Raw genomic sequence first — 24,176 nt, forward strand, 5'->3', positions numbered from 1 at the left:
AATGGGATGGTCCGCCTCGTCCTCCTGCCGCATCATGAGGCGGCCAAACCGAAGGAGGTTGCAATGCCACAGCGCAATATGCCGCGCCCAGCGGCTGTCTACGGAATTGATATTGGCAAGAACATCTTTCACGTTGTCGGCCTCGGGAGCGATGGCGTGCCAGTGCAAAAGGTTCGTTTCCGACGCGACACGCTGCTACAGTTCTTCGAGCGCGCAGCACCGGCGATCGTGGGTATGGAGTCGTGCGCCGGATCTCAGTGGATTGCCAGGAAGATACAGGCGCTTGGACATAAGGTGCGCTTGATCCCCGCGCAGTTCGTGAAGCCCTACGTGAAGTCGAACAAGAGCGACATCATCGACGCGGAAGCGATCGCTGAAGCTGCCACACGTCCAACAATGCGATTTGCTGCACTCAAGAGCGAGGAACAAGCCGATCTTCAGGCTTTGCACAGGATCCGGGATCAGATGATCGGAACGCGAACGCGTCTGATCAATCAGATGCGAGCTTTCTGCCTCGAATACGGGATCGCCCTGCGCCAAGGCGCAGGCCTATTCAAGGTCGACCTGCCGCACGCTGTCGAAGATCAATCCAACGATCTCTCGTCGGCAATGCGTAAGCTGCTCGCAGACCTGTTTGCCGATCTGCGCCAATTGGAACAGCGCATTGGTGACGTCACACGCGAGATCGAGGCGATCGCCAGTCGCGAGGATGTCGCACGACGGCTCATGACGATCCCTGGGATCGGAGCGTTGGGAGCCACCGCACTTCTTGCCGCGGTTGGCAACGGCCGACAATTCCAGAAAGCTCGCGATCTGGCAGCGTGGCTTGGCCTTGTGCCACGGGAATACTCGACCGGAGGAAAGCAGAAGCTTCTCGGCATCAGTAAGCGGGGAAACCGCTATGTGCGCAAGCTCCTTGTTCATGGAGCACGATCCTGCTTTCGGCACCTCGACCGAACACGAGATCGATTGGGGAACTGGCTGAATGGCCTTCAGGCACGAATGCACCCCAACAAAGCTGTAGTCGCACTTGCCGCTAAAATGGCCCGGATTGTCTGGGTCGTCCTGACCAAGCCTGGAGCGCTCTACGAACGCAGGGACCCTGCCTTCACCTGACGCTCCTGGCTCGATTGCAAGGCTCGAGAATAGTGATGACGAAACAGTGGATCAACATGCCGTAAGTCCTGTGCAAAAAAGCGGGCTTCGTGCCCGAACCATTTATTGGGAACGGCATGTGCGGATCTCATCATGGCCTGGCTGCAACCGCAGCCCACTCGCGAGAGGCCGGATACATTTATGCAACTGGAATCGTCATTTACGATGTCGCGTACCCTTGCACGGACGAGGCGGACCATACATTTTTGAGAGAAGCTCGCGGAGTGCGGCTGTATCCAGCATCTGCTCGGCGAGCAGCTTCTTCAACTTGGCATTCTCGTCCTCAAGCGCCTTCAAACGTTTGGCCTCTGACACTTCCATGCCGCCATATTTGGCCTTCCAATTATAAAAGGTCGCCTCGGAAATCCCGTGCTTGCGGCAAAGATCAGCCGCCTTAACGCCAGCCTCTTGCTCCTTCAGCACCCCAATAATCTGCTCTTCCGTAAATCTCTGCTTCTTCATAAGTCCGTCCTCGATGGGCCGGACTCTAATCCAATCTGGAGGAAATTCTCAGTGGCAGGTCAAACCGTCCGAACCAGAAATGGGTGGCCGACTTCACTTACATCTGGACCGCAGAAGGCTGGCTGTATGTCGCAGTCGTCATTGACCTGTTCTCACGCCGTGTCGTCGGGTGGTCGATGAATGCCAACATGACGGCCTCCTCGTCAAAGATGCGCTGATCATGGCGACATGGCGTCGAGGAAAACCGGACGCGCTCCTGCATCATCCCGATCAGGGAAGCCAATATAGGAGCGAGTGGTTCCAGCGCCTCATGGGCGACCATGGCATCACCTGCTCGATGAGCCGCTCTGGGAATGTCTGGGACAACGCAGCAATGGAGAGCTTCTTCTCATCATTAAAAACGGAGAGAATGGCACGCAAGGTATATCGCACGAGGAATGACGCCAGAGCGGACGTGTTCGACAAACTTGGATCGAACCTCTAAGCCTCCACGGAACCAAAAAGATTATGGTATTTAAGATCATTAGATGGAAAGAATTTGTAGCCTTTGGTTCGCATCCGTTCAAGAGCATTATTGGTTGGGCATTGGCCCGAGACCCAATTTCTCTTCATTTTGGGACTCAGAGCAACCAGAGCAGAACAAACAAAACGCAGAGCTTAAGACCTTGGCGCTCTGCACTTTTGAGGTCAGAGCGAGAGATTTCTTCGAAAGCAAGCAAGCAAGCGAGAGGCTGGTATCGTCACTCGCGAATGACGATCAGTGGGCCGAAGTGCATTGCTTTCACATGTAGGGCCTGCGTTACGAAAGCAAGCGCAACGTCGGTATCGGTGATCTTCATCGTGCCGCTGACCCGTCGATTGGCGATACGAGAATCCGCAACCACGATGCGGCCGTAAAAATGCCTGTTCATCTCCTCGATAACGTAGGAAAGCGGTGTATTGTCGAGGACGATCTGGCCGCGCCTCCAAGCAAATGCGACGAGACTATCGACCGGCGCGATGGCCATTTGCCCTTTCGCGTAGTCATAGATTGCTTGCTCTCCTTCACTGACGCGGACAGGGGCTGTGCGGCTTCCGTCGATGTCGATCTGGACCGCATTTTTGTTGACGGCCACTTCAGTGTTGTCATTGCCGTAGCGAATAGCGAATGCCGTGCCGAGTGCAGTAACCTTGGCCGCCCCCGCACAACCGTAAAGGGTCGTCCGACGTCGTGAGCGACCTGAAAAAAAACTTGACCTTGAAGAAGGCGGATAGTGCGGTGGCTGTCGGTAAAGTCCACAGCGATTGCTGAAGACGAATTCAGTTGCACCCGGATCCGTCCTCAAGCGAAATCGTTCGCATCTCGCCAGTTCCGGCTATGACATCAGCCTGCGGACGCATCGGGCCGTCTAGCGCAAAGAAGCTGCCCGTTGCGAGCGCTAGGACCATTAAAGTTGCGATGACTGGTTTGACTAGGCTCCTGGGCCTGACCTTGATGTCGGAGAGCACGGAATCGGATTGTATAGCCCGGCTCGCATCAAAAGCGCGATGATCGCCGTTGTTGTTGGGCTGAAGCGAATGCCCATCAGGGGTAAGGCGAAGTAGATATAAAAGATCTGTACCAGAAAAGGCGTGTTGCGGACGACTTCTACGAAGGCGATGACCGGCGCGCGCACGATCCGCCTGTTCGAGGTCCGGGCGATGGCACCCAGGATGCCGATCGCCAGGGCGAGCGCCATGCCGGCAAACGCGAGGCCGAACGTTCCTAACTTGCCCATAGCAACTCAGGGGCGCGATCAAAGACCGCGCTGAAGTCTAACTTGTAATTCATGCGAAACTTCCTCCTCCTGGCGCAGCCTCCACCACGCCAGATCACGAATGTTCTAGTCTGCCGACTGCAGAACTCTCCGCGTCTTCAAGTTCAGATCTCTCAGATGTGCCAGCGGAGTGACGTCGCCGACGAGCGGAACCTCCACTGATATCGCAGCTTTGCCGGCAAGTTTGGCAAGCAGGTCTTTGAGCGCAAGAATGCCGTCGCCTGGGGCCAACCGACCTGCCCGTGCTTCATTCACCATGTCTTCGGGCCGCGAGGGGACTGGACCCGTCACGTCGCAGAGCTGCAGGTGGTTCACGATGTCAGCATTGATTTCGCTGACGTTCCCACTGTTCCGGAAAAAGTGGATGGCATCAACCAAAGCTCCTGCGTTTGCTTGCTTGCAACCGTCGACCAGTGCAGCGCTGCGAGCATATGTATTGATCGTGCGCCAGCCCATGTTTTCGATATCGACCCCCATGCCGTAACGGGCGGCCAGTTGGCACAACGCGACGAGGTTGCCGATCAAACGTTCGTGGTCACCATCGTCGCCACAAGCACTCAAGCGCTTGGCTCCGATATCGGCCGCAGCCGCAACGATGTGTTCGACCGAGGCCGCGTTAAAATCCGCCCCGAGAATAAAGAATTCGATATCGAAGACTTTCATGCCTTCGCCGTCGAGTACGGCCCGAAATTCTGATGCGGCCCTACTGCCTTGCGGCAACTCATAAAAAGGTGCCCCGGGAAAGGCGGGGTGAAGCCGAAGCCCGACCGCGTTGAAACCTGCTGCTGCAGCCTGCTCCACGAATTGCACTGGAGGCAGCTGAATCGCGGAGAAGTGCGCTACCCCGATTGGAGCTCTTTCCATGTCGGAAAGATTGTTCATCGCACGACCCCCGTCCGCGCGAGATGCTCAAGCAGGTTTTTACCGGTGCGATGGATGTGCTGGCGGAGCTTGTCCGTGGCATAATCCAGGTCCCTCGCGACCGCGCCCTGGGCGATTTCGCTGTGTTCCTGGCCGACGTTTCGGTCGCCCGACGTCTGCGTCAGGAATATTCGGCGATAGCGGTCGTTAAGGTTGAGGAGCGTTTTGCAGAAGTGCAGCAGAAGAGGCTTCCCGCACCCTGAAATAAGGGCGAGGTGGAAATCGCGATGGGCCGCCTCCCAATGCTCCAGCGTCTCTGGTCTGCTGGCATCTCGTTCCGTGCGGTTGAGCTTGTGGAGCACACGCATGACATTGCTTTCCCACTCCACGTCGCCGACCCGGATAGATTCCCTCAGGGCGAAGACCTCCAGCTCTTCGCGCAGGCTGGTGATCTCCTCGAGATTGGCCAGCGAAATCGGCGACACGCGATAACCGCGATTGTCCTCGAACTCGACAAGGCCGTCGGAAATCAACCGGGCAAGACCTTCGCGCAGAGGGCTGAGACTGACATTGAACGACTGTCGAGCCTTGTCGAGATGGATCTTGCTGCCGGCTTCAAGTTCACCCGAGATGATCGCTTCCCGCAATCGAAATGCCAACTGGCTGCCGATCGTGTTCTTCCCGTCATCGGAAAAGCCAGCGTTTCCGGACTGCTCGTTTAGCGAATTTGGGGCCTCAGCCTGCGTCATAAAACCTCCCAGACACATTCGCGCGTCATCGACGATCGTTACGATAAACGATTATTTATGTCAACGATAGCGAGCTGTATTTCTGCCTACGCCTCGGAAGTGAGGCGGTGTCGAAATTTTTTTATCTGCTATGCCATATATTTACATATACTCATCTCATTCAGATTGGTGGAGATCTCTCACCAAAGACAAAAGTGTCTTGACGGATAATCGATTATCAAAGTATCGATGCCGTCGTGGAGGTGCGCCAATGGTAATCAAGACTGAGAGCGACGTGACTCCTGCCGTGCTGGCAGTAATGGAACAGACATCCGATCCGCGGGCCCGGGAAATCCTGACGGCGCTGGTGAAACATCTCCATGCGTTTGTGCGGGAAGTGCGGCTGACCGAAGTTGAATTCCGGGAGGCAACCGCCATCCTGAACGAGATCGGCCAGCTGCAGACCGACAGCCATAACGAATTCGTTTTGATGTCCGGCTCTCTTGGCGTGTCTTCTCTTGTTTGCCTTCTTAACAACGGCGACAGGGGGCAGACCGAAACCTCGCAATCGCTTCTCGGCCCGTTCTGGCGCCTTAATTCTCCTCGGGTCGAAAATGGCGGGACCATTATTCGCTCCGACACGCCCGGCGCACCGCTGTTTGTCAGAGCGAACGTGATTGATCGCGAAGGCAGGCCGATTCCGGGAGCGGAGGTCGATGTGTGGCATGCGTCTCCAGTCGGCCTCTATGAAAACCAGGATCCCGACCAGGCGGAGATGAATCTTCGCGGAAAGTTTATGACCGACGAACGAGGACGGTTCTGGTTCAGAACCGTGAAGATGGTCGGTTATCCGATCCCGGTGGACGGCGTCGTCGGGCGTCTTCTCAAGGCTCAGGGTCGCCATCCTTATCGACCGGCGCATCTGCATGCACTGATTTTCAAGCACGGTTACAAAACGCTGATCTCGCAGGTCTTCGATCCGAGCGACCCCAACATCGAGTCCGACGTTCAGTTCGGGGTCACCTCGGCGCTGACAGGTGATTTCGTCCGCCATGACGAACCGCATCCCACGGATGAAGACATTGAGAGGCCGTGGTTCTCGCTCGACTACACCTATGTGATGGAGCCCGGTGAAGCTGTCTTGCCGCGCCCACCGATCAAATAGATATTGTTTCTGGAGTCTCATCATGATCAGCGAAGACCTGCGCCAGGCGGCGGCAGATGCCATATTGAAGGCAGAGACCGATCGCAAGCCGATCGTCCAGCCGAGCAAGACCTATCCTGACCTCGATCTGGAAGATGCTTACCGCATCCAGGCGCTCTGGGCACAGTCGCGTGTCTCTCGCGGCGCACGCATTATTGGTCATAAGATAGGTCTGACTTCGCGCGCCATGCAGATGGCGTCGAAGATGACCGAACCCGATTATGGTGTCATTCTAGACGACGCGCTTTACAACGACGGATCTCAAATCAGGTCCGACCTGTTCATTAAGCCGCGTCTGGAGGTCGAGCTGGCGTTCATCATGGGTGAAGACCTTGAAGGCACGGGCACCCGTATCTACGACGTCATGCGGGCAACGGAGTTCATCGTGCCGGCGCTTGAGATTATCGACTACCGGACTGAGGTGCCGCGCGCCATCACCGATACGATCGCCGACAATGCCGCCTTTGGATCAATTGTCGTCGGCGGGCGCGTGATACGCCCCATGGATATCGATATCCGTTGGGTCGGGGCAACGCTTTCAAAAAACGGGATCATTGAAGAGTCCGGAGTGTCGGCGGCGATCATGGGTCACCCTGCCGCGGGTGTCGCTTGGCTGGTCAACAAATTGCACGCCGTTGGCGGCGGCTTGAAAAAGGGGCAAATCGTCCTTGCGGGTTCGTTTACCCGGCCGGTCGATATCCTCAAGGGTGATGTCATCCAGGCCGACTATGGTCCTGTTGGCTCAATCGGTGTTTCTTTCGTGTGAGGTTGAAAATGGAACTTCCTGTCAATCAGTTTAAAGCGAAGCTGCGCGCAGGCAAAAGTCAAATCGGACTGTGGTGCGGGCTCCCAGGAAGCTACGCGGCAGAGATCGTCGCACCGGCCGGCTTCGACTGGCTCCTCTTCGATACCGAGCACTCCCCCAGCGACGTACTGACGGTGCTTCCCCAGTTGCAGGCGGTGGCACCCTATCAGGTGTCGCCGGTGGTGCGGCCCGCGGTCAACGATCCGGTGCTGATCAAGCGCTTCCTCGATATCGGCGTCCAGACGCTCCTGATCCCTTATATTCAGAACGCGGAGGAAGCTAGGGCCGCCGTGGATAGCACGCGCTATCCGCCTGCGGGTATTCGTGGCGTCTCGGCTCTAACGCGAGCAACGCGTTTTGGGCGGGTCAAGAATTACGCGCAGAATGCCGTCCAGGAGCTGTGTGTTCTTGTGCAGGTTGAAACACGGGAAGCCTTGGCGCATGTCGAGGCCATAGCCTCGGTTGACGGCGTCGATGGCGTATTCATCGGCCCGGCCGATCTCGCGGCGAGCTTTGGGTACCCGGGCCAACCCGGTCACCCGGAAGTGGTCGCTGCGATCGAAGCGACGATCGCCAAGCTGAAGCGCCTCGGGGTCCCGGCCGGTATTCTCACGCCTGATGAGACCTTTGCAGCCCGCTGCATCGAGTTGGGAACGCTGTTCACCGCTGTCGGGGTCGACGTCGCCCTCCTCGCTCGCGGTGCGGAGAAGCTGGCGGACCGGTTTGCGGGGCCAACGTAAATATGCCCGCTCTCGCCTTCGATATCGGCGAGATCGCGCCGACGGGGTCGATACGCGCGGCTGTGAACATCGCAAATGCCGCTCTGGTTCGTTTCGAGGAGCGAACCGGCGAACTGACAGGACCAAGCGTCGATCTTGCGAAATCGTTGGCGGCCGAAATCGGCTGCCAGCTTTTGGTCAAAGCATACCCGTCTGCCGCGGCGATCATGGCGGCATACGAACGGAATGACTGGGATATAGCATTCATTGCGGCTGATCCATCGCGCGCAGACCGCTTTGATTTCTCGCCGCCGTACGCGTTCGTCGCCGCAACCTATCTTGTCCTACGAGATTCTCATATTTACTCGGTCGCTGAAGTCGACGTTCCCGGCTGCCGAATCTCGGCGGCAGGGGAGGCGGCGTATACCAAGCAGCTTGAAAGGCTGCTTAGGCATGCCGCAATCGTTTATACTGAAAGCCCAACCGCTGCGATTGAAATGCTGAAGGCTGGAGGATGCGATGCGGCTGCGGGATTAAGAGATTTCCTCCAGGACGCTGCAGTGCAAGGTGAGCGATTGCGCACATTAGAGGACACGTTTCTTGAGATTCCGCAAACTGTTGCTATCCGGAAAGGGACGAAAGCAGCGCCGTTCGTGTCGGATTTTGTGGGCACGTACATCAAGAATTCTTTCGTCCCATAACCACCATGAGATAGATTGTGACGGCAGTTGGCGGTCGCCAGCTCAGGTCAGGAGTTTTACGCGCCCGGCCCTTCGTTCCTTAAAGCTTGCGGGGCAGGCGGTCCTCGGACGGCCCTGTTCAAGAGCTTCCGATTTAACCTTAAGGGCCGGCGGCCCCACGCTTTCCGGGCCAGGCTGTCAGCGCGACGTCGACCAAAGCCTTTAACCTGGCCGTACATGCGCCGTCGCAAGCCTGCGCAGACATGCCCTGAATGATGGCGCCGTAAAAGCGGGCGAGCGTATCCGTGTCGGTTTGCGTGGGTAGTTCGCCCTCGCTGACGGCGCGGTCGAACCGCGTCTTGAGAATCTGTATTGCCGCCTCGCGCAGTCCTGCCGTTGTGCGGGCGACGGAGGCGTTTGCTTCCGAATGCTGGAGAACGGCGGTGGACACGATGCATCCGCGCGGTTTGTCGGGCTGGGTATGTCCTTCAGCAATATCGTAAAGGTAAGAGGCGAGCGCCTCGTAGGCGGGTATTTGCGCCTGCAGCACCTCGGCGCGGCGTTCGCTTTGCTGTGCAATGCTATGATCGAGCGCCAGCCGGAATAATTCTTCCTTTGAACCGAAGGTCGCGTAGAGGGACGGCGGGGTGATGCCCATCGCCTGCGTGAGGTCCGCTATCGAGGTTCCCTCATAGCCGTGTTCCCAGAACAGCCGGGCTGCGACATCGAGCCCGGCATTCCGATCAAGCAGGCGCGGTCTACCGCGTTGTTTTCGCGTCGTTTCAGACATTTTTGTATCGATCACTATAAAAATATTGACAGATCATGGTCGGATTTTATTATAACGATCGCTAGTTAAATCGCAACGGAGTGATCCATGTCTCAGAAACTATCGAACAAAGTCGCCCTCATAACGGGCAGTTCCCGCGGCATCGGCCGTGCGGCGGCCCTGGCGTTTGCGAAAGAGGGCGCCGGTCTTATCGGCGTCCATTATGGTGCGAACCCCGATGCGGCGCAGGCAACGATCCGCGAGATCGAGGCTCTCGGTTCGAAGGCGGTCGCTCTCAATGCCGATCTGCGGGCCGGGAAAGCGGCGACGGACAGCTTGTGGGAGCAGTTCAGGGAAGCCGCGGTCGCTTTCACCGGCTCGCCATCGCTTGATATTCTCGTCAATAATGCGGGCATTGCCCCGGCGACATCGTTGAAAGAAACAACGGAAGCCGCGTTCGACGCGTTGATGACGATCAACTTCAAGGCGCCATTCTTTCTCATTCAAGCCGTTGCCGATCATCTCCGCGACAATGGCCGCATCATCAATGTCTCGACCGGTTTCACGCGCATCGCGGCGCCGACGCACCCCGCCTATGCGGCGTCCAAGGGTGCGCTTGAGACATTGACGCTGGCGCTCGCCCCGGAATTCGGCCGACGCGGAATTACGGTCAATTCGGTGCTGCCGGGTGTCACTGAAACCGACATGAACGCCGAATGGCTGGCAGCGCCGGAGGCCCGTGCCGGTGCTGAAGCCCTCTCTGTCTTCTCGCGCGTCGGACGCGCCGACGATATTGCGGACGTCATCACATTCCTTGCCTCGAACGATGCCCGCTGGACGACTGGACAGATGATTGATGCGACAGGCGGTGCGCGGATTTGATCCAGGCATAGCAAATATCCCTGGGCGAGCGGCGTCGGGCGGTTTCGCCTGACGCCTGCCGATAGATACTAGCCGCGCTTGCCTGCCCACCGCAGATTCTGGGTTTGCCCGCCATAACCATAGGCATCGCCATCGACGGCGTGAACCAGCACATAACTCGCCTCGTGCACGGGGCCCAGCAGGGCGTTCATCTCGCTATAGACCCGCCGGACCCATTCGGTCGTCTCGTCCTTTATGTTGGTGTGTTCCGTAATCGAAACCTCGACATAGAAGCTTCCGACCTTCTGGTCGGCGACGCTCGATCCGGCGATGATCCAGTCATCGGGATCGGCGCTCTCGACGAGAACCGCGGTGACAGCCGGGTCCTTGTGCAGGATTTCCGCCGTGAGGCGAGAAAGAAGAGCCGCGACTTCCAGCTTTGGGTCGCGTCCGTTCCGGGGTTTGGTGTAGCGCGCTTTGATCATGGGCATGGTCTTGTCTCCTTGTTGCCGAGACACCTTGCGCAAATTTATTCATAATGAGAATATGGTATTGAATATTCCATACATAGCGATTTTATATGATTGATCTCGAAAGCGTTCGCCTGTTCATTTTCTCCGTAGAGCTCGGCAGCCTGACAAAGGCGGCGGAGGCGGCAGGAACCGTGCAACCGGTCGTCAGCCAAAAATTGAAGATGCTGGAGCAGCGTGTCGGCCGGCGGCTGATCGATCGTTCGCCGCGGCATCTGCGGCTCACGGAGGATGGCCAGGTGTTCCTGCCGAAGGCTCGCGAGCTGCTCGCCAAACACGAGGAAGCACTGACCTTCGGTCATGAGTCGCCGCTGCACTTTAGCCTGGCCGCCAGTGACCACGCGATCGGGGGCCGCCTTTCGACGGCCATACGGGCGATGCGGGCGGCACTCCCCGCCAATGCGGTGATTGACGTGAATATTGGCTTTTCCCTTCAAGTGAAGGAAAGTTTCGCGTCCGGACAGGCTGACGCGGCCATTATCCGGCGTAACGGCGGTGGCTCGGACGGCGAAATCCTGCGTACCGACAGGCTGGGATGGCGGGCCGCCCCGGGCTGGCGGCCACGCTCAAACAGCGCCATTCCGCTGGTGTCGCTGGGGTCCGGGTGCGGTGTGCGGGAAATTGCGGTGTCGGAGCTTAGAAGAGCCGGCGTGGAGTGGCGCGATGCTTTCACCGCCGGAAGCTGTTCGGTGCTCCATGAAGGAATTCTTGCAGGTGCGGGTGTCGCGCCGATGGGCGATATTAGCGCCCGTGGCCTGCCTGACAGGGGTGTGGAACTGGGGCTGCCTTCGTTGCCGCGTTCCGACATCGTTCTTCTTTCCCGCGCAAGAACGCCCGCACATGCATCGGCGATCAGAGCCCTCGCCGCAGCGGTATCGGGCACCGGCGACTAGGTTGAGTGGTTCCCTGCCGCTTTTGGGTATTTCCGCTCCAGCCCGTCAACAAGTTCGCCTCGCCACGTACGTGAATGACGACGTCAGCCCGCATTGCTTAAATCCATGTAAGCGGGTTCAAATTCGTGGCCATCGGGATCGGCGAAGGTGCGGAGATACATGAAACCCAGATCCTGGGGTTCGCGGACATCCGCTTGCCCGCCCGCTTTTGCGGCGGCGTCAACCATGGCGTCGACCTCTTCGCGGCTGTCGCGCGAAAGAGCGATCAGCATGCCGCTTGTTGTATGGGCATCGGCGAGCGGTTTGGTGGTGAAGGTCTTGTAATAATCGTGCCGCAGAAGCTGGAAGGTGATGGTCTCCGACCACACCATCGAGCTTGCGTCTTCGTTGGAAAACTCTTCGTTCTTCACGCAGCCGATTGCCTCATAGAAGGCGGTCGAAACGGTCAGGTCTTTCACCGGCAGGTTCAGGAAAATCATTTTGGCCATTGTCTTTCTCCTCATGGTGGAACGGGGTTACAGAAAAGTCTGCTGAAAGGTCTCGCTCGGATGGATGCAGATGATCTCCAGCCGGTCAGTACCGATATTTTCGAAGCGATGGGGGATATTGGCAGGCCCAACGACGATGTCTCCCGACGAGCCGCGCGCCCGCTGATCGCCGATTGTGAACTCGGCCTCGCCTTTGCGCACCACCCAGGTTTCGGCATAGGGATGAACATGCAGATCAGGGCCGCGACCCGGATCGGCATTGACGAGAAAGATGGATACGGCGCTTCCGTATTCGCATCCTTCATAACGCACCGTCCGGCTCTGGCCGGGGTTCGGTTCCTGATGGCGGCGTATGGAAAACATCTGGTCTCCTCCCTGAGACAAAACTATCTTCGCGAGAAGATATATGTGCAATTTATCTTCCTGTCAAGATATCTATCTTCTCGCAAAGATATATTCACGAAGCAGGCAAAGCCGTATATGGTTTTTGAAGTGGCGATGGGGTGATGAGATGAAGCAGGCGATGCCGGACACGACGACGGATCGGACGATGGAAGCTGACAGGGAAGATCATGTCGACCGTCTCCGTGGCCAGTGGGCGCGGGAACTGCCTGATATCGATACGGAACCGATGGCCATCTTCGGGCGCGCCAAACGGCTCAGCAACCTTCTGGCGCCATCAATCGAGGAGACATTTGCCGGCTTCGGTCTCGACCGCGGCGAGTTCGATGTCATCGCAACATTGCGCCGGTCGGGACCGCCCTACCAGCTGACGCCGACGGAAATGTATACGACGCTGATGCTCTCCTCAGGCGGCCTGACGCACCGGCTTGATCGATTGGAAAAGGCCGGGCTTATCGAGCGCAGAAAATCGAAGCTCGATGGGCGCAGCGTCGTTGTCTGCCTCATGCCGGCGGGCATCGAGCTGGCGGAAAAGGCGTTTCGTAAGGACATGAAAAGCGAACTGAGTTTCCTGCAAGGGCTCACTCCGGACGAGCGCGATACCCTCGCGGCGCTGCTGAAAAAGCTGGTGCTGGATATCGAGGCCCGTCTTTAGCTTCTGACGCAGTTCTTTTATTCGAGCGATCTGCAAATCAAAGGCTGTTTGCCGGCACCTGCGGTTCGCGCCGCTGCCGGCCGTAGCAGGCCCATTTTTTTCGCGCGATCACTGTGTTTTCCAGGTCTCGAGCAGCATCCTCACAAATTTTTCGGCGGCTGGGGAAAGAGCGCTGCCTCGTCTTTGCACGATGCCTATCGTACGGGAGACCACGGGGTTGACGATTGGCCGGGTGATAAGGAATGGGTGATCGTCCTGCGGCGTTGCCAGCTGTGGCAGGACGGAAATGCCAAGTCCGGCTTCGACGAGACCGAGCGACGTGTTGAGGTGCGTCACCTCATAAAACCAGTTCAATTTTAGATTGTGTCGTGCAAGCGCGCTGTCGAGAAGCGTCCTGTTGCCGCTCGAACGGTCCACGACGACCAGCGGATAGGCCTCCAGCTGATCCCACTCAATCGTTTCGAAGGCTGCCAGAGGGTGGTCTTTCCTCATTGCCAGCACGAAGGGGTCATCGATGAGCGGCTCGAATGAAAGCTCGGGATCGGAATTGCCCATCAGGTTGATGCCGAATTCCACCTCGCCTCTGGCGACCGCCTGCAGACCTTCATTGGCTGTCAGATCCCTGATCCGTAGCCTTATATGGGGATATTGCTGGCTGAAGGTCTTGATGACGGTGGGAAGAAAGTAAAAGGCGGCGGTGGGAACGCAGGCCATGGTGATAAGCCCGCGCCGTTGCGCGCCGTCCTTCATGGCAAAAAGCGATCCGTCAAATTCCTCGAGCATGCGCCGAACGAGCGGCATGACTTCCTGTCCCATGGCGGTGGGGGCAACGTGGCGCGTCGTTCTTTCCAGAAGTGGCGCGCCGATGGCCTGCTCCAGCTTCTGGATACGGCGGGTAAGCGCCGGTTGCGAGATATGCAGCGCCTCGGCGGCCCTGTGGAAACTGGCCAGTTCAACCACCGCTTGAAACGCCCGCAAATCCAGAATTTCACAATTGATGCTCATAACGCAATAAAACTCCAAAACATTGCATTTAACAGATTAGACTCTTTTGCTCATATTGCAACAACACGGCTCATTGATCCGACAAATGCAATATTGAGGCAACCATGAACGATCTGCTGAAGATACCCTGTGTGCTGATGCGCGGTGGAACGTCGCGTGGACCGTTCTTTCTCGCATCCGATCTTCCCCGTGATCGAGCAGACCGGGACGCGGCCCTTCTTTCCATCATGGGGTCTGGCCATCCGTTGCAGATCGACGGCATTGGCGGGGGCAATCCGGTCACGTCCAAAGTTGCGATTATCGGCCCTTCCACGGTCAGGGGCGCTGACATCGACTATCTGTTTGCGCAGGTTCGGACCGACAGGCAGTATGTCGACTATTCGCCAAACTGCGGAAACATGCTGGCCGCCGTCGGGCCCTTTGCCATCGAAGCGGGGCTTGTCGAAGCGCAGGGCAAGGATACTCTTGTGCGAATCCATAACGTGAATACCGGCAAGCTGATCGAGGCGAAGGTTCCGACACGCGGCCGCGAGGTTATTTATCTCGGCGACGCCTCGATCGACGGAGTTCCGGGTCTGGCGGCGCCCATCGCATTGACATTCATGGATGCGGCAGGTGCGAAAACCGGCAAGCTTCTGCCCACCGGAAAGCCGGTCGATCTGATCGATGGCGTCAATGTGACGGCCATAGACTGCGCCATTCCGATGGTTCTCATCCGCGCAGCCGATCTCGGCGTGACGGGGTACGAGGATCCGCAAACCCTGAGCGCTAACAAGGATCTCATCGCACGGATGACCCGCATCCGCATCGAGGCCGGAAAGTTGATGGGAATGGGTGATGTGAAAGACATGGTCATTCCGAAACCGGTGCTCATTGCACCTGCCCGCAGAGGCGGCACTCTTTCGGTACGGTATTTCATGCCCAACGAGTGTCATCCTGCACTGGCGACGACCGGTGCCGTTGGCATCGCAACCGCGGCTGTCACCAAAGGCTCCATCGCTTATGATGTGGCCGGAGGCCTTTCGGTGCCGACCCAGATCCGCATCGAACATCCCGCCGGCCGCCTCGACGTGCAGCTGGAGATGCGAAACGGCGCAATAACGGCCGGCCTCGTAAGAACGGCGCGCAGGCTTTTTGAAGGCTTTGCCTTCGCCAAACCAACCGCTGCGATTGAAGACGCAGCCTAGACGCGGCCATAGTGGCGCAAAATATAGTCAAACCGGGAGGAGACCCTTATGCGTAAATATCTGCTTGCAACCGCGGCGCTCTGTGCGCTGGCGGCATCTGCCAATGCCGAATCCGTCAGGATGAGCGTTGGCTCGTACAACCTCAACAACCTGCCTTTCCCCGTGGCGGCGAGCCTTGGCTTCTACAAGGAGGAGGGCCTTGATGTAACGACCGAGAACTTTGCCCAGGGCGGATCGAAGGTTCTGCAGGCGCTTGTCGCGGGTTCCACGGACGTTGCCGTCGGCTTCTACGATCATACGATCCAGATGCAGTCGCAGAACAAGCACGTGGTAGGCTTTGTGCAGCTTGCCCGTAACTCGGGCCTGGTTCTCGCCGGCAAGAACGACACGGACTTCGATCCGGCCAAGCCCGAGACGATCAAGAGCAAGAAGGTCGGCATCACGTCGCCCGGCTCCTCTTCGGACTTCTTCATTCGCTATTACATGAAGCAGCATAATCTCAGCGACAACGACATCTCCATCATCGGCGTCGGTTCGGGCGCTGCGGCCGTTGCAGCCCTGCAGCAGGGCAAGATCGATCTGCTCGTCAATTACGACCCTGCCGCAACCATCGTCGTGGAGCGCGGGCTGGGCAAGATCCTCATCGATGCCCGTAGCGATCAGGGCGCAAGGGATGTCTATGGCGGCATCTATCCCACCTCGGTCCTTTACGCCACGCAGGACTATATCAACGCCAATCCGGAAGTGATCCAGAAGGTCACCAATGCGACGGTTCGGGCGCTGCACTGGATGAAGCAGCATTCTGCGGAGGAAATCGTCGCAAAGCTTCCCGATGATTTCGTGTCCGGCGACAAGCAGACCTACATCAAGGCCGTTGAAGCGGCCAAGGCGATCTTCTCCGAAGATGGCAAGTTTGAGCCTGCGGATCTCGAAACACCGCTGGCCGTTCTGAAAAGCTTCAATGATGCGGTCGCCAAGGCGACGATCGATCTCAACACCACCTACACCAACAAGTTCGTCGAGGCTGCGGCCTCGAAGGCCGCAAACTGAGAGGCCGCCATGTCTTCGCCAGCCAGAAAGCTAGAACCCGTGACAGAACTCGAACCCCAGCCGATGGTGGCAATCGACGACGTGACCATGGCGTTCGGTTCGTTTGTTGCGGTTCAAAACGTCAATCTCAAGGTCGGCGATGGCGAGTTTCTCTCCATCGTTGGGCCGACGGGATGCGGAAAGTCCACCATTCTCAACGCCATCGCAGGCCTGTTGAAGCCAGCGCAGGGCAAGGTTTCCATCGACGGTTCGCTCGTTAAGGGTGTACAGAACAACATCGGATATCTGTTCCAGCAGGACGCGCTTCTTCCCTGGAAGACCGCGTTTCAGAATGTCGAGCTTGGGTTGATGTTCCGGGGCGTTCCCGAAAATGAGCGGCGCGCCAAGGTTCAGGCCTGGCTTGAAAAGGTCGGCCTCAAGGGCTTCGGAGACCGCTTTCCGCACCAGCTCTCCGGCGGACAGCGCAAACGCGCGCAGATGGCGCAGGCGCTCATCACCGAGCCGAAGGTCATCCTGATGGATGAACCCTTCTCCGCTTTGGATATCCACACCCGCCACCTCATGCAGAACGAGTTACTGCGCCTGTGGCAGGAGGACCGCCGTGCGGTGGTCATGATCACCCATGATCTGGAAGAAGCGATTGCGCTCGGAGACCGGGTTGTCGTTCTCGCTGCCGGCCCGAAGAGCCGCGTCATCGAGAGCTTCCCTGTCGATCTTGAGCGGCCCCGCAACGTCGCGGAAATCAAACTCGATCCAAAATTCATGACGCTCTATCGCGATATATGGGCGTCCCTGCGTGGCGAAGTGGAGAAAAGCTATGCAAGCCGTTAATGTTCGTATCATCCAGATCGCTCTTCTGGTCGTGCTTTTGGGCGGGTGGCAGCTCGGTGTGACCTCGGGCGCCATCGACCGCTTCTTCTTTCCGGCACCCTATGACATCGTCAAACAGGTGATTGACTGGGTTGCCGATGCCGGTTTTTACAAACATGTCGGCATCACGCTGAGCGAAACCGTGCTGGGCTATCTCATGGGTACAGGTCTCGGTGTCGGCGCCGGCGTCTGGCTGGGCCTCAGCCCCTTCGTCGCGCGGGTGCTCGATCCGTTCATCAAGGCCGTGAACGCCATTCCACGTGTCGTTCTGGCTCCGATCTTCGTGCTCTGGCTCGGTCTTGGCCTGTGGTCCAAGGTTGCGCTTGCGGTTACGCTCGTCTTCTTCGTCACCTTCTTCAACGCCATGCAGGGCGTGCGCGAAGTGAACCCGGTCGTGCTTTCCAATACCCGCATTCTGGGCGCCAAGCGTTCGGATCTGCTGCGTCACGTCTATTTCCCGGCGGCGGCGAGCTGGATTCTATCGTCGCTGCGCACCTCCGTCGGATTTGCAGTGGTCGGCGCAATCATCGGTGAATATCTGGGAGCTTCCGCCGGTCTCGGCTACCTGATCGCCCGCTCGGAAGGCAACTTCGATGCGGTCGGCGTCTTCGCAGGCATCATCATTCTGGCGGTGTTCGTTCTTGTTATTGACCTCATTCTGGATTTTGCGGAGAAGAGGTTGATTACCTGGCGACCCAATGCAGGCGAGGAGCGTCCCGCATAAGCGGACTGAAACAAGACTATTTCCGTTGGGGCGGTCCGTGATCGCCCCTTTTTAAATTGCTGAGCCTTGCAAGCGAAATGGGGACGTCCAAATCATTCCATCCGCTGGACAAATTGCACATGCTGGACATCTACTACGCTGATTTCGACACCACCGTCATACACTCGGACCCGGACTGCCTGGAATTCGCCGGCTCCATCGATGTCGATGCGCACCGTTCGCTTCCAGCCCTGTTCGACAAGGCCCGGCGGGCAGGCGTCGATGGAAGGCGGCGTGGATATCCTGTCGCCTCTTTTGCTTGTGTTGCTGGTGCTTCTTGCCTTGCCGGCGCTGTCATGGGTCTTTTACGGGCTGATGGACTTGCGAGCCTATGCGGCAGTAGCGCCTCCACCGGTTTCGGATGGAATATTGCTGGAGGCCGAGAAGGTTCCCGCCCTTGCCGACGAGCTCGAACCGGTCTGCGGCGTGGCGAATTGTCAGCACTTGCCTATCCCGGGTAACACTTCATTTAGTGATTTTGTGAAATCTAAAATACGCAGGTTCCAAGGTTTCATCGGCGGAGCCGGTAGAACAAGCGGACCCATGACGACCCGCCCGGCGGCGGCTCGAAAAAGGCATCCGCTTGTCGCCCTATGAGGAGGGGCAACAGCTACCCGCGATGTTTCATTATTATTCCCCGGCCTCCTGAGAGGGCGGCTGGAGGAGTGCTTGCCTTGAGGCCATTCATGTCTTTCCTGAACAATACCAAGATAAAAACGAAGGTCGTTTTTGTCATCTCGTTGATGAGCCTGATGTCGCTTTCCGGAATAAGCTACGTCAGCCTGCAATATAAAGGCACCGACAGCGTCTATAGCGATTTCATCGGCCATGAGGCCCTTGCTGCGGTTCTGAACGCCAGAACCAGCGGGAACCTCAATGCACTTGGCATGCAGATGCTTCGCGCCAGCCTTAACGACCCGGCCAGCGCTGATTTCGAAGCTGCCGTCAAAACCTTCAGAGCCGACCGTAAGCAGCTCGAGGAACGCCAGAACAAGATCATGGAACTGGTGCCGGCGCGCACGGATGCCGCCCGCGATATTCTCAAGGGTGTCGTCGAAGTCGAGGAGACCGGCAATCAGGTCATCGCCCTCATGCAGGCAGGGCAACGCGCCGAAGCGCAGCAGATGGCGCTCAACGTGCTTCGAAAAATTGCCGAAGTCTCGCCAAAGATCAGCGCCGGCAATGAGCAGCTCATCCAGGTGATGAATGAGGGGAGAGAACGCCTTACAGCCAGCACCAATACGACGATCTGGACGGGCCTGATTACGCTCGCGCTCGTTTCGCTGGCCGTGATCGCACTTGGCTTGCTCATTTCCTCCCGGGGCATCACCACCCCGATTGCGCGGCTTCGCGCGCGTATGGAATCGCTGGCGGCCGGTGATACGGCAAGCGAAATTTCCGGAATGGATCGCAGGGATGAAGTCGGCCAGATGGCCGCTGCGGTTCAGGCGTTTCGCGAAAGCGCAATCGAACGCCTCCGGCTTGAGAATGAAACGGAGGCCAACCGGTCGACTTCTGAAAAGGACCGGATCGAGCGCGAGAAACAGAAGGCCAGGGAAGCTGCCGACGTGCAGTTTGCCGTCGACAATCTTGCCACGGCCCTTTCGAAGATCGCCCAGGGCGACGTTACTTACCGGATCGTTCAGCCGTTCGTCTCCGGTCTTGACGGTATCCGCGGCGATTTCAACCGGGCTGCGGAACAGTTGCAGTCGACCTTGAGCCAGGTGGCGCAGAACGCGCGCGGCATCGACGCCGGCGCCAACGAGATAAGGTCTGCGGCGGACGACCTGGCGAGGCGCACGGAGCAGCAGGCTGCCGCCGTTGAAGAGACCGCGGCTGCGCTGGAAGAGATCACCACGACGGTGAAGGACGCCACGAAACGGGCGCAGGAAGCGGGTCACCTCGTCGGCCGTGCAAAAGTCGGCGCTGAAAAATCCGGAGAGGTGGTGCAGCAGGCCGTCGCTGCAATGGAGCAGATCGCGACATCCGCCAATGAGATTTCCAACATCATCGGCGTGATCGACGAGATCGCGTTCCAGACAAACCTTCTGGCGCTGAATGCCGGCGTGGAAGCTGCGCGTGCGGGTGAGGCGGGCAAGGGCTTTGCCGTTGTCGCGCAGGAGGTTCGCGAACTGGCGCAACGCTCCGCCGGTGCGGCCAAGGAGATCAAGAACCTGATCACGACATCCAACGGTCAGGTTCAGCAGGGCGTGCAGCTGGTTGGTGAAACCGGCAAGGCGCTGGAACTGATCGTGACGGAGGTGCAGGAGATCAACCGGCACGTCGCCGCCATTGCGGAATCGGCACAGGAGCAATCCTCCGGCCTTCAGCAGATCAATACGGCCGTGAACCAGATGGATCAGGACACCCAGAAGAATGCCGCCATGGTTGAAGAAAGCACCGCCGCCAGCCACGGGCTTGCACGCGAGGCCTCTTCGCTGAACGGGCTGATCGCGCAGTTCAAACTGTCCGAAGGCGGTTATGGCGAGGCCTCCGCGCCCGTGCGCACGGCATCGGTCGCCGACAGGCCCGCAGCCTCTCCCGCGCGTGCGCTTGGCGGCAGGATAAGGGCGGCGTTTTCAGGCAATGCCGCGTTGAATACCGCCCCCGACAACTGGGAGGAGTTTTGATCCTTGCCCTGCCTTTACGTCGCCTTCAATTGAGGCGCTGAGAGCATCGCTCTAAATATTGACACCGGGGATCGGAGATCCCCGGTGTCCTGCTTTTAGGCAATATCCGCCCGTTGAGGGCATGAGCGGCTTTCCGCTCCGGTGCTTTCAGCGACCGCCTTGCCCCGTGCGAAACAGTTGGCGCTTCGGCCCAAATACGCGAAAGCATTTCTCAAAATCTACGGCTTTTGGAATGAGCGTCTTTGATAGCCTATTAAAAACATAGAAAATACACACAAAAGAAGGGCGAACGGATATGAAGATCCTTGGCATTTCCGGTAGTGTGAAGCGGCCATCCCGCACGGCGCATGTCGTTGAACGAATTGTTGCCGCGATCGGGCGGACGGCGAAGGTCGAAACTGACCTCATCGATCTTGCCGATGCCGCCCCGGTTCTATTTCGGGCATTGCGCGCAGATGAGCTCGACGAGGCCGGGCGTGCGATTGTTGATGCCGTGGAGGCTGCCGATGTGCTCGTCGTCGGTTCGCCGGTCTATCGCGCGTCCTATACGGGCGCGCTCAAGCATTTATTCGATCTCGTTGATTTCCGTGCCCTGCAGGGTCGACGCGTGATCCTTGCTGCGACCGGCGGCTCGCCGCTGCATGGCCTGATGCTGGAACACCAGTTCCGTCCGCTGTTCGGCTTCTTCGGCACTGTCACCGTGCCGACGACGGTTTATGCCATCGAGGCGGATTTTACCGGATACACGCTTTCAAACCCGGCCGTCGAAGCGCGCATTGAGCGCGCCGTCGCCGATCTGTTCGAGCTTTTACCCGCCAAAGCGTTTGGCGGCGGCGATCACCATCCGACCCTTTCCGTCGTTTCACGCGAAGCGGCTGCCAACTGAGATTGCAAGAGAGGAATTTATCATGACCGCACGCACAGCCGAGCCCGTTAAATTCGCCTATTGGGTTCCGAATGTTTCCGGTGGCCTCGTCATCTCGAATATCGAGCAACGCACCAGCTGGACAATCGACTATAACCGCAAGCTCGCGCAGATCGCGGAAGCGAGCGGTTTTGATTATGCGCTGAGCCAGATTCGATTCACGGCCGGTTACGGCGCTGATTTCCAGCATGAATCCGTGTCTTTTAGCCATTCCCTGCTGGAGTCGACAAAGACGCTGAAGGTCATTGCCGCCATTCTGCCGGGGCCGTGGAACCCGGCGCTCGCTGCAAAACAGATCGCCACGATTAACCACCTCACCAATGGCCGCGTTGCGGTCAACATTGTCAGCGGCTGGTTTCGCGGCGAGTTCCATGCCATCGGCGAACCGTGGCTCGACCACGACGAGCGCTATCGCCGCTCGGAGGAGTTCATCCGTGCATTGCGCGGCATCTGGACGGAAGACAGCTTCACCTTCCGCGGCGATTTCTATCGATTCAATAATTATTCCCTGAAGCCGAAACCGATCGATCCGCAGCCTGAAATCTTTCAGGGCGGTTCTTCGCGCGCAGCCCGCGATATGGCGGCCCGCGTTTCCGACTGGTACTTCACCAACGGCAACACCCCGGAAGAGATTGCAAGGCAGGTCGATGACATCCGTGCCAAGGCGGCTGAGAACAATCATTCGGTCAAGGTCGGCGTGAATGCCTTCGCCATCGTGCGTGAGACGGAGGAAGAGGCAAAGGCCGTGCTTGCCGAAATCATCGAGAAGGCCAATCCGGAAGCGGTCAACGCTTTTGGCCATGAGGTGAAGAATGCCGGTAAGGCCTCCCCGGAAGGAGAGGGCAACTGGGCGAAATCCAGCTTCGAGGATCTCGTTCAGTACAATGACGGTTTCCGCTCTAACCTCATCGGCACCCCCCAACAGGTGGCGGAGCGCATCGTGCGCCTGAAGCGCGCCGGCGCCGACCTCATCCTGCTCGGTTTCCTGCATTTCCAGGAGGAGGTCGAGTATTTCGGCAAGCACGTCATTCCGCTGGTGCGCGCACTCGAAGAGGCCGAGGAGAGCGCGGCGATTGCAGCCGAATAACGCAGGCAGAAAAGGTGGAGCGGCGGCCTTTGCCGCTCATCCGCCGAAAGTGCCGCAGCCGGACCGGACGGGACGCATGCGTTCGAACTTGCGCGGCCTGACACGCATCGCTGTGAATTTTTGGTCCGGGCTGCTAAAATTGGACGTTATTCGGGGCGGGCCGTCGAGGTCGCGTGAGTTGGAATGTCAGTGAGCCGGAAGAATGCCATTGTCGCCATCATAGGCGGTGGATTTAGCGGGGCAGCGATTGCCCTCCATCTCCATCGAGCCGCTGGGGCGTTCGAAAATGTGCGGATCGTGGTGTTCGAACCGAGAGCGGCATTGGGCGCGGGGCTTGCCTATTCCACGCCGGAGCCGGCCAACCGGATCAACGTGCCGGCCGGGCGCATGACGCTTTATCCTGATGATCCGGATAATTTCCTCCACTATCTCGACAGGTCGAACGCGCTTGCGGGCGATGCAGCAGCGGTTTTGCCCGATGGGCAGGCCTATCCGCAACGCAGGGTCTTCGGCGCCTATGTCGCGGCCGAGATCGCGCCTTTGCTGGATGCGGGCATTGTTGAGCACAGGCGCAGCACGGTGAAGCATGTGGCTCGCCATGCGGATGGCTGGGAGCTGCAAACCGCAGAGGGCGACAACCACTTCGCGGACATCGTGGTGGTTGCCACAAGCCATCCGCCGCCAGCGCTTCCGCAGGTGTTGAAACCGCTTGCCGGCCATCCGAAACTGGTGGCGGACTTGAATGCGGAGGCTGCGCTGGAAAATATCGCCGCGGGTGACCGCATTCTGATCGTCGGCAATGGCTTGACCGCGGCTGATGCCTTTGCCGCGCTCCACCGGCGCGGCCATCATGCGCGCGTCGTTTCGCTGTCGCGCCGCGGCTTGCGGTCGCGTGGCCATCCGGCCTTGCCGCAGGAACCCTACGGCGATTTTGTCGATCCGCCGTCCAAAAGCGCGTCGGAACTGCTACGGCGGATTAGAGAGGCTGTGAGAGTGTCGCAAGCGGGCGGTGCGAGCTGGCATGGCGTTCTGGACGCCGTTCGCCTGCAGGGACGCGACATATGGCGGAACCTTCCGCTGATCGAAAAGCGCAGGGTGGTGCGGTGGCTGCGGCCCTTCTGGGACGCGCACCGGTTCAGGATCGCGCCGCAGGTGGAGAAACTTCTGGATGAGGCCATAATTTCGGGCCAGCTACAGATCGTCGCCGGGTCGCTTGTGTCCGCAAAGGCTGGCGAAGACGGTTCGTTGCATGTCGATCTGCGGTTTCGCGGCAAAAGGGACATCGCGCGGCTCGACGTCGATGCAATCGTCGTGACGACCGGTCCCGCCCATGGTGGAATTCTGAAATCGCAGGCTTTTCTTTCCGGTCTGGAGCAGGCGGGTCTTCTGACCTTTTGCCCGACGGGGCTGGGCATCCACTGCGACGAGCGATCCCGCGCCATCGACAGCCGCGGCCAGGCCATTGAAACGCTGCTGATCGGAGGTCCGCTGGCGCGCGGAACCTTCGGTGAGCTGATGGGCCTGCCCCAGGTTACCGAGCACGCGATCTTCGTTGCCGGAGAGATCGCACGGAACCTTGCGCCAGCGACGAGCAGCCCGGCCCCGGTCTGATCGCAACCTGACGCGGGGTTGGTGAGGCGGTGAAATGGCG

25 protein-coding genes and 4 pseudogenes are annotated in these 24,176 nt (G+C 58.6%); 18 read left to right on the plus strand and 11 right to left on the minus strand.

Features of this window, described 5'->3' with window-relative positions; translation table 11 throughout:
• Positions 1-63: 63 nt before the first annotated feature.
• Positions 64-1,116, plus strand: coding sequence for an IS110 family RNA-guided transposase (locus tag AGR7B_RS19315; RefSeq protein ID WP_080858174.1), 1,053 nt, complete (start codon positions 64-66; stop codon positions 1,114-1,116).
• Between the two features lie 228 nt (positions 1,117-1,344).
• Here the strand turns inward: AGR7B_RS19315 and AGR7B_RS19320 are convergent.
• Positions 1,345-1,617 (minus strand): annotated as a pseudogene (locus AGR7B_RS19320) (transposase); the annotation flags it as partial.
• Positions 1,618-1,676: 59 nt separating this feature from the next.
• On the opposite strand from AGR7B_RS19320, the pseudogene AGR7B_RS19325 reads away from it, so the two are divergent.
• Positions 1,677-2,101 (plus strand): annotated as a pseudogene (locus tag AGR7B_RS19325) (IS3 family transposase); the annotation flags it as partial.
• Positions 2,102-2,357: 256 nt separating this feature from the next.
• Here AGR7B_RS19325 and AGR7B_RS26240 read toward each other — a convergent pair.
• From AGR7B_RS26240 to AGR7B_RS19345, 5 genes and pseudogenes are all read right to left on the minus strand, one after another.
• On the minus strand, positions 2,358-2,732 hold the full coding sequence (locus tag AGR7B_RS26240; RefSeq protein ID WP_223215607.1) for a FecR family protein: 375 nt from the start codon (positions 2,730-2,732) through the stop codon (positions 2,358-2,360).
• A 131-nt stretch (positions 2,733-2,863) separates the two neighbouring features.
• A pseudogene (locus AGR7B_RS26485) lies at positions 2,864-2,926 on the minus strand (hypothetical protein); the annotation flags it as partial.
• A 190-nt stretch (positions 2,927-3,116) separates the two neighbouring features.
• Positions 3,117-3,427, minus strand: a pseudogene (locus AGR7B_RS19335) (ABC transporter permease subunit); the annotation flags it as partial.
• 52 nt (positions 3,428-3,479) lie between these two features.
• Entirely contained in the window at positions 3,480-4,295 is an 816-nt protein-coding gene (locus tag AGR7B_RS19340; RefSeq protein ID WP_078053738.1) for a sugar phosphate isomerase/epimerase family protein, read from the minus strand.
• Positions 4,292-5,023, minus strand: coding sequence for a GntR family transcriptional regulator (locus AGR7B_RS19345; protein ID WP_080857604.1), 732 nt, complete (start codon positions 5,021-5,023; stop codon positions 4,292-4,294). Before AGR7B_RS19345 ends, AGR7B_RS19340 begins: the two co-directional genes overlap by 4 nt.
• Positions 5,024-5,273: 250 nt before the next feature.
• Here AGR7B_RS19345 and AGR7B_RS19350 point away from each other — a divergent pair, with 250 nt between their 5' ends.
• Genes AGR7B_RS19350 through AGR7B_RS19365 form a run of 4 tightly spaced genes read left to right on the plus strand, consistent with a single transcriptional unit; the run spans position 5,274 to position 8,431 of the window.
• Entirely contained in the window at positions 5,274-6,167 is an 894-nt protein-coding gene (locus AGR7B_RS19350; RefSeq protein ID WP_080857605.1) for an intradiol ring-cleavage dioxygenase, read from the plus strand.
• Between the two features lie 22 nt (positions 6,168-6,189).
• Positions 6,190-6,972, plus strand: coding sequence for a 2-oxo-hept-4-ene-1,7-dioate hydratase (gene hpaH, locus AGR7B_RS19355; RefSeq protein ID WP_080857606.1), 783 nt, complete (start codon positions 6,190-6,192; stop codon positions 6,970-6,972).
• Between the two features lie 8 nt (positions 6,973-6,980).
• Positions 6,981-7,751: a 4-hydroxy-2-oxoheptanedioate aldolase gene (gene hpaI / locus AGR7B_RS19360; protein ID WP_065657477.1), complete on the plus strand. Its 771-nt coding sequence runs from the start codon at positions 6,981-6,983 to the stop codon at positions 7,749-7,751.
• A 2-nt stretch (positions 7,752-7,753) separates the two neighbouring features.
• Positions 7,754-8,431, plus strand: coding sequence for a transporter substrate-binding domain-containing protein (locus AGR7B_RS19365; protein WP_078053733.1), 678 nt, complete (start codon positions 7,754-7,756; stop codon positions 8,429-8,431).
• 139 nt (positions 8,432-8,570) lie between these two features.
• Here AGR7B_RS19365 and AGR7B_RS19370 read toward each other — a convergent pair whose 3' ends face one another.
• On the minus strand, positions 8,571-9,200 hold the full coding sequence (locus AGR7B_RS19370; protein WP_078053732.1) for a TetR/AcrR family transcriptional regulator: 630 nt from the start codon (positions 9,198-9,200) through the stop codon (positions 8,571-8,573).
• Positions 9,201-9,287: 87 nt separating this feature from the next.
• On the opposite strand from AGR7B_RS19370, the gene AGR7B_RS19375 reads away from it, so the two are divergent.
• Positions 9,288-10,061: an SDR family NAD(P)-dependent oxidoreductase gene (locus AGR7B_RS19375; RefSeq protein WP_065657474.1), complete on the plus strand. Its 774-nt coding sequence runs from the start codon at positions 9,288-9,290 to the stop codon at positions 10,059-10,061.
• Positions 10,062-10,129: 68 nt separating this feature from the next.
• On the opposite strand, the gene AGR7B_RS19380 is transcribed toward AGR7B_RS19375, so the two are convergent.
• Complete coding sequence (locus AGR7B_RS19380) at positions 10,130-10,531, minus strand: tautomerase family protein (RefSeq protein WP_065657473.1); 402 nt, start codon at positions 10,529-10,531, stop codon at positions 10,130-10,132.
• Between the two features lie 89 nt (positions 10,532-10,620).
• Here AGR7B_RS19380 and AGR7B_RS19385 point away from each other — a divergent pair, with 89 nt between their 5' ends.
• The gene (locus AGR7B_RS19385; RefSeq protein WP_080857607.1) at positions 10,621-11,463 is read left to right on the plus strand and encodes a LysR family transcriptional regulator; all 843 of its coding nucleotides are present in this window, start codon (positions 10,621-10,623) and stop codon (positions 11,461-11,463) included.
• Positions 11,464-11,546: 83 nt separating this feature from the next.
• Here AGR7B_RS19385 and AGR7B_RS19390 read toward each other — a convergent pair whose 3' ends face one another.
• Entirely contained in the window at positions 11,547-11,951 is a 405-nt protein-coding gene (locus AGR7B_RS19390) for a VOC family protein (RefSeq protein ID WP_208616050.1), read from the minus strand.
• Positions 11,952-11,978: 27 nt separating this feature from the next.
• On the minus strand, positions 11,979-12,314 hold the full coding sequence (locus AGR7B_RS19395; protein WP_003523945.1) for a cupin domain-containing protein: 336 nt from the start codon (positions 12,312-12,314) through the stop codon (positions 11,979-11,981).
• A gap of 148 nt (positions 12,315-12,462) precedes the next feature.
• On the opposite strand from AGR7B_RS19395, the gene AGR7B_RS19400 reads away from it, so the two are divergent.
• Positions 12,463-13,008, plus strand: coding sequence for a MarR family winged helix-turn-helix transcriptional regulator (locus tag AGR7B_RS19400; protein ID WP_080857608.1), 546 nt, complete (start codon positions 12,463-12,465; stop codon positions 13,006-13,008).
• Between the two features lie 108 nt (positions 13,009-13,116).
• Here AGR7B_RS19400 and AGR7B_RS19405 read toward each other — a convergent pair whose 3' ends face one another.
• Complete coding sequence (locus tag AGR7B_RS19405) at positions 13,117-14,013, minus strand: LysR family transcriptional regulator (RefSeq protein ID WP_080857609.1); 897 nt, start codon at positions 14,011-14,013, stop codon at positions 13,117-13,119.
• Positions 14,014-14,117: 104 nt separating this feature from the next.
• On the opposite strand from AGR7B_RS19405, the gene AGR7B_RS19410 reads away from it, so the two are divergent.
• The 9 genes from AGR7B_RS19410 (at position 14,118) to AGR7B_RS19450 (ending at position 24,136) form a co-directional block, all read left to right on the plus strand.
• Positions 14,118-15,200 (plus strand): 4-oxalomesaconate tautomerase, encoded by a 1,083-nt coding sequence (locus AGR7B_RS19410; RefSeq protein WP_080857610.1) that lies wholly within the window; start codon positions 14,118-14,120, stop codon positions 15,198-15,200.
• A 48-nt stretch (positions 15,201-15,248) separates the two neighbouring features.
• Positions 15,249-16,250 carry an ABC transporter substrate-binding protein gene (locus AGR7B_RS19415; protein ID WP_162934204.1) on the plus strand — a complete coding sequence of 334 codons (1,002 nt, stop codon included), beginning with the start codon at positions 15,249-15,251 and terminating at the stop codon, positions 16,248-16,250.
• 63 nt (positions 16,251-16,313) lie between these two features.
• On the plus strand, positions 16,314-17,081 hold the full coding sequence (locus AGR7B_RS19420) for an ABC transporter ATP-binding protein (RefSeq protein WP_162934250.1): 768 nt from the start codon (positions 16,314-16,316) through the stop codon (positions 17,079-17,081).
• Positions 17,068-17,844: an ABC transporter permease gene (locus AGR7B_RS19425; protein WP_080857612.1), complete on the plus strand. Its 777-nt coding sequence runs from the start codon at positions 17,068-17,070 to the stop codon at positions 17,842-17,844. The genes AGR7B_RS19420 and AGR7B_RS19425 overlap by 14 nt, the downstream gene beginning before the upstream one ends.
• Before the next feature lie 201 nt (positions 17,845-18,045).
• Positions 18,046-18,480 (plus strand): hypothetical protein, encoded by a 435-nt coding sequence (locus AGR7B_RS26250; RefSeq protein WP_223215608.1) that lies wholly within the window; start codon positions 18,046-18,048, stop codon positions 18,478-18,480.
• An 89-nt stretch (positions 18,481-18,569) separates the two neighbouring features.
• Positions 18,570-20,513, plus strand: coding sequence for a methyl-accepting chemotaxis protein (locus AGR7B_RS19435; RefSeq protein ID WP_065657464.1), 1,944 nt, complete (start codon positions 18,570-18,572; stop codon positions 20,511-20,513).
• Positions 20,514-20,808: 295 nt separating this feature from the next.
• Positions 20,809-21,399 carry an FMN reductase gene (gene msuE / locus AGR7B_RS19440; RefSeq protein ID WP_080857614.1) on the plus strand — a complete coding sequence of 197 codons (591 nt, stop codon included), beginning with the start codon at positions 20,809-20,811 and terminating at the stop codon, positions 21,397-21,399.
• Positions 21,400-21,421: 22 nt separating this feature from the next.
• The gene (gene sfnG / locus AGR7B_RS19445) at positions 21,422-22,525 is read left to right on the plus strand and encodes a dimethylsulfone monooxygenase SfnG (protein WP_080857615.1); all 1,104 of its coding nucleotides are present in this window, start codon (positions 21,422-21,424) and stop codon (positions 22,523-22,525) included.
• 183 nt (positions 22,526-22,708) lie between these two features.
• Entirely contained in the window at positions 22,709-24,136 is a 1,428-nt protein-coding gene (locus tag AGR7B_RS19450; protein WP_080857616.1) for an FAD/NAD(P)-binding protein, read from the plus strand.
• Positions 24,137-24,176: the final 40 nt, after the last annotated feature.

It is taken from the genome of Agrobacterium deltaense RV3 (genome assembly GCF_900013505.1).
GTDB lineage: Bacteria > Pseudomonadota > Alphaproteobacteria > Rhizobiales > Rhizobiaceae > Agrobacterium > Agrobacterium leguminum.